This is a genomic window from Actinomadura sp. BRA 177 (genome assembly GCF_013372625.1).
GTDB lineage: Bacteria > Actinomycetota > Actinomycetes > Streptosporangiales > Streptosporangiaceae > Spirillospora.
Window position 1 is genome coordinate 37,388 of the sequence record NZ_JABXFD010000620.1, and the last position, 4,614, is coordinate 42,001.

6 protein-coding genes are annotated in these 4,614 nt (G+C 72.6%); 5 read left to right on the forward strand and 1 reads right to left on the reverse strand.

Annotation, left to right across the window (positions count from 1 at the left end; genetic code table 11):
• The first annotated feature begins 11 nt into the window (after window positions 1–11).
• Genes HUX53_RS34780 through HUX53_RS34790 form a run of 3 tightly spaced genes read left to right on the forward strand, consistent with a single transcriptional unit; the run spans window position 12 to window position 1,577 of the window.
• Complete coding sequence (locus HUX53_RS34780; protein ID WP_176407524.1) at window positions 12–221, forward strand: MbtH family protein; 210 nt, start codon at window positions 12–14, stop codon at window positions 219–221.
• Entirely contained in the window at window positions 214–840 is a 627-nt protein-coding gene (locus HUX53_RS34785; RefSeq protein ID WP_309237572.1) for a GNAT family N-acetyltransferase, read from the forward strand. The genes HUX53_RS34780 and HUX53_RS34785 overlap by 8 nt, the downstream gene beginning before the upstream one ends.
• A complete protein-coding gene (locus HUX53_RS34790; protein WP_176407525.1) occupies window positions 837–1,577 on the forward strand; it encodes a thioesterase II family protein in 741 nt (246 codons plus the stop codon). The genes HUX53_RS34785 and HUX53_RS34790 overlap by 4 nt, the downstream gene beginning before the upstream one ends.
• 100 nt (window positions 1,578–1,677) lie before the next feature.
• Here the strand turns inward: HUX53_RS34790 and HUX53_RS34795 are convergent, their stop codons facing one another.
• Window positions 1,678–2,733 carry a S1 family peptidase gene (locus tag HUX53_RS34795; protein WP_176407526.1) on the reverse strand — a complete coding sequence of 352 codons (1,056 nt, stop codon included), beginning with the start codon at window positions 2,731–2,733 and terminating at the stop codon, window positions 1,678–1,680.
• Between the two features lie 353 nt (window positions 2,734–3,086).
• Here HUX53_RS34795 and HUX53_RS34800 point away from each other — a divergent pair, with 353 nt between their 5' ends.
• Together HUX53_RS34800 and HUX53_RS34805 are read left to right on the forward strand one after the other, a co-directional pair.
• Window positions 3,087–4,079 (forward strand): ABC transporter ATP-binding protein, encoded by a 993-nt coding sequence (locus HUX53_RS34800; protein ID WP_176407527.1) that lies wholly within the window; start codon window positions 3,087–3,089, stop codon window positions 4,077–4,079.
• A 32-nt stretch (window positions 4,080–4,111) separates the two neighbouring features.
• The gene (locus tag HUX53_RS34805; protein WP_176407528.1) at window positions 4,112–4,552 is read left to right on the forward strand and encodes a hypothetical protein; all 441 of its coding nucleotides are present in this window, start codon (window positions 4,112–4,114) and stop codon (window positions 4,550–4,552) included.
• The last annotated feature ends 62 nt before the right edge of the window (window positions 4,553–4,614 follow it).

Here is a 4,614-nt window from a genome sequence, read left to right on the forward strand (position 1 = left end):
AAGGGATACAGATGAGCAACCCGTTCGAGGACCCCGACGGCACGTACGCCGTCCTCGTCAACGGCGAGGGCCAGCACTCGCTGTGGCCGTCGTTCGCCGAGGTCCCCGCCGGCTGGACGGTGGCCAAGGACGAGGACACCCGGCAGGCGTGCCTGGACTACATCAACGAGAACTGGACCGACATGCGACCGAAGAGCCTCATCGAGGCCATGGGTGGCTGATCTCGAAATCCCCTCGGTCACCGAGTGGGAGATGGAGATGCTGGACGCGGCCGACCTGCGTCCGGCGCCGTTGCCCGGCGTCGAGATGACGTTCACGCTGGCCGCGCTGCCGTCCGCCGACGTCAACCGCGCCCTGTACGCGACGGTCGGCTCCCGCGTCTGCTGGACGGACCGCTTCCCGTGGACGTACGCGCAGTGGCGGTCCTGGGTGGAGCGTCCCGAACTGTCCACGTGGATCGCCATGGCCGAGGGCACCATCGCCGGCTTCTTCGAGGTCGAGGCGCAGCCCGGCGGGGACACCGAGATCCACCTGGTCGGGCTCACCCCCGCGTTCGTCGGCCGCGGCTACGGCGGCTACCTCGTCGAGCAGTGCACCCGCCGCGCCTGGCAGCGCGGCGAGCTGTGGGCCCTGGACGCCGGCCCCGCCTCGCGCGTGTGGCTGCGCACCAGCAGCCTCGACCACCCGAACGCGATCGCCAACTACCGGCGCCGCGGCTTTAAGGTGGCGGCGGAGACCACCGCGCCGAAGCTCGTCCCGGACCCGAGGGTCGCGCCCTGGCCGCTGCCCCAGGACCCGCGCCGGGCCTCCCGCCGGTACGAGGAGGAGTTGATCACGTGACCTGGTTCCGCTGCGCCGAGACGCGCCCCTGGGCGTCGATGCGGCTGTTCTGCCTGCCGCACGCGGGCGGGTCGGCGGTGTTCTACCGGCCGTGGGCCAAGGAGATCAGCCCGGCCGTCGAGGTGCACACCGTCCAGTACCCGGGCCGCGCCGACCGGATGGCGGACGCCTTCGTCACCGACGCCCACCAGCCCGCCCGCCTCATCGCCGGGGCGATGGCGCCGCTGATGGACCGGCCCGCCGCGCTGTTCGGGCACAGCATGGGCGCGGTCCTCGCCTACGAGGTGGCGCGGCTGCTGCAGGAGCGGGGCGCCGCCCCCGCGCACGTGTTCGCCTCCGGGACCCGGCCGCCGCACGACCGCGGCGACGAGCGCCGCGTCTCCGACCTGGACGACGACGGCGTGGTCGAGGAGATCGTCAAGATGGGCGGCAGCGACGCCGAGGCGCTGCAGGAGCCGGAGCTGCGCGAGCTGGTGCTGCCGTACATCCGCAACGACTTCACGCTGATCGAGGACTACGCGCACCGGGACGGGACGCGGCTGGCCGTCCCGCTCACCGCCATCATCGGGGACTCCGACCCGCACGTGTCGCCGGAGCAGGCGCGCGGCTGGGCGCAGGCCACCGACGGGCGCTTCGCGCTGAAGGTGCTGCCGGGCGGCCACTTCTACCTGACCGACCAGCAGCCCGCGGTCATCGCCGAGATCCACCGCACCCTGGAGGTCCCCGCCGCCGGCTGAGCCCCGGGCCGGCTCGGACACGGCGGCGGGCCGCCCCCACGGAGTCCGGGTGGGGACGGCCCGCCTCTCACGGTGCCGTCTTCTCAGTCGAGCCGCGAGATCAGTAGACGCTCAGCCCGTAGCGGGAGAGCGGCTCGGTGACGGGCTGGAAGAACGTCGTCCCGCCCGACGAGCAGTTGCCGCTGCCGCCCGAGGTCAGCCCGAGCGCGGTGGACCCGGCGAACAGGGAGCCGCCGCTGTCGCCCGGCTCGGCGCAGACGGTGGTGCGGATGAGGCCGCTGACGCTGCCCTCGGCATAGTTCACCCGCTGGTTCAGCGCGGTGACGCGGCCGTTGTGCAGGCCGGTGGTGCTGCCGCTGCGGTACACGGTCTGCCCGACCGCCGCGTTCCCGGCGCTGGTGATGTCGCGGGTGCCGGAGTAGAGGCTGACGCTGCCCTGGGTGTCGCTGGGCGTCGAGGTGTACTGCACGACCCCGTAGTCGTTGCCGGGGAAGCTGCTGGCCACGGTGCGGCCGAGCGTCCGGCCAGAGCTGTCCGTCCAGGTCGAGCCGATGTTGGTGCAGTGCCCGGCGGTCACGAAGTAGTACGTGCTGCCGGACCGGACGTTGAAGCCCAGCGAGCAGCGCGCGCCGCCCGTGTAGATGGCCTCGCCGCCGCGGGTGAGCTTCTGGAACTTCCCGGCGACCCGCTCGGTGCGGACGGCCGCGCCCTGCTCGGCGACCGCGGCCCGCACCTTCTTGAGCTTGGCGCCCGTGACCGTGCTGTCCATGGTCAGCAGCACCTGGTTGGTGGCCGCGTCCACGGCCCAGGCGGTGCCGGGGACGGTCGCGTCGCGTTCGAGCGCCTTGGTGACCTTCTTCAGGTCGGCGCCGCTGCGCGCGACGGTCTTCGGCACGGCGCCCGCGGCGCGGACGGCCTGCGCGGCCTGCGCGCTGGTGACGGTGACGACGAGTTTGCCGCCCTTCAGGTAGGAGCCGGCGGTCTGGGAGCCGAGCTGGTGGGCGAGCGAGCTTGCCAGCGTGCCGGGTGCGGCCGGAGCGGCGGGAGCTGCCGGGGCCGCGGACGCGGCGGGAGCGGTGGCGAGGGTGGCGGCCACCAGGCCTGCCGCGGCCGTGGTGACGGCGGCGGCGCCGACGCGCCTGTGACGGTTCTGCACTTGTGCCTCCAGCGGGGGGGGTGGCGCACCCTTGTGGTGCGCCGGAGGTCCTGGACATGGTGTAAGAACCGTCAATGCGGACGTAAGACGCAGAAGGTGACCAATTCCGGGCAGGCTCGTTGGCACCCTGCGGGGCCGCCCGTGGTCAGTCCGGGCATGCCGGACTTCCGGCCCGTCGACCGAACCTGATTTTGTTTCAGGATTCGTCGGAGCACGATGGATTCCCGCTCCCTGGACCGGGCGTCCAATGGGCCTCCCCGGGCCGGTGATCCCGACGTACAGTCGGAGATGGTGGGGGACCGGACCTTTGACGCGGGACCCCCCGCCCCCGGTTCCCCGGCACGGGAGTGCCCATGGGCGTCGAGATCCGGGTGGAAGGGCTCAGGAAGTCGTTCGGCCGGCAGGTCATCTGGGAGGACGTGTCCCTGACCGTCCCGGCGGGCGAGATCTCCGCGCTGCTCGGGCCGTCCGGCACCGGCAAGTCGGTGTTCCTCAAGAACCTCGTCGGGCTGCTGCGGCCCGACCGCGGCCACGTCTACGTCGGCGGCGGCGACGTCCCGCGGCTGCGCGAGAGCGAACTCTACGAGCTGCGCCGCCAGTTCGGCGTGCTGTTCCAGGACGGCGCCCTCTTCGGCTCCATGAACGTCTACGACAACATCGCCTTCCCGCTGCGCGAGCACACCAAGAAGGGCGAGTCGGAGATCCGGCGGATCGTCCTGGAGAAGATGGACATGGTCGGCCTGACCGGGTCGGAGGACAAGCTGCCCGGTGAGATCTCCGGCGGGATGAAGAAACGCGCCGGGCTCGCCCGCGCCCTCGTCCTGGACCCCGAGATCATCCTGGCGGACGAGCCGGACTCCGGCCTCGACCCCGTCCGCACCGCCTACCTCAACCAGCTGCTCGTCGACCTGAACGCCGAGCTCGGCGCGACCTTCCTCATCGTCACCCACGACATCGGCACCGCCCGCGTCCTGCCGGACAACCTCGGCCTGCTGTTCCGCCGCGGCCTGGTGATGTTCGGGCCGCGGGAGATGGTGCTGTCGAGCACGCACCCGGCGGTGCACCAGTTCTTCAACGCGCGCCGCGAGGGCCCGATCGGCATGGCGGAGGAGAAGGACGTCGCCGATGCCGCCGCCGAGCCGCAGGGTCCGCCGATGCCGGCGCCGATCCCGCCGCAGCTCATGCCGAGCGACGGCCGGGTCCGCCCCGCCATGCGGCGCCCCGGCGAATGGCTGCGCGACCACCGGATCACCCCGCCGCCCGGCTCGTTCATCGACGAGCAGGGACGCGACTGGCTGACCGACTGGGACGTGCTCGTGGCGGGATGGCGTCGGCCGTCCGGCTAGTCACCGGACAGTGGGAACGGGAGAATGGTCCGGTGACGCTCCTTTTGACCCGTTCCGACCTGGAGGCGGTGCTCGACCCCGCCACCTGCCTCGACGCGCTGCGCCGCGGCTTCACCGCCGCCGACGACGGGACGGCCGCGCGCCGGGTGATCGCGAACCTGCCCGGCCAGGGCACCGCCACGGCGCTGCTGCCCGGCGTGGTCGCGGAGGTCCCCGCCTACACGGTGAAGGTCAACGCCAAGTTCCCCGGCAGCCGGCCGGCGCTGCGCGGCGTCGTCTGCCTGCACGACCTCGGCACCGGTGAGCTGCTGGCCCAGCTCGACTCGGCCACCGTGACCGCGTGGCGCACCGGCCTGGCCGCCGCGCTCGGCACCCACGCGCTCGCCCGTCCGGACGCCGACACGGTCGCGGTGATCGGCGCGGGCGCGCAGGCGGAGCTGGTCATGCGGGGCCTGGCGGAGCCTGTCTCGTAATCACAACTGACGCTGCCGACGAAGAGGGTCACGTAGAGCTGCGAGCACGCCACACACATCAA

Bases quoted from the DNA above. Each gene is read 5' to 3' on its own strand.
- HUX53_RS34780 (WP_176407524.1), top strand. From the start codon at position 12: ATGAGCAACCCGTTCGAGGACCCCGACGGCACGTACGCCGTCCTCGTC.
- HUX53_RS34800 (WP_176407527.1), top strand. From the start codon at position 3,087: ATGGGCGTCGAGATCCGGGTGGAAGGGCTCAGGAAGTCGTTCGGCCGG.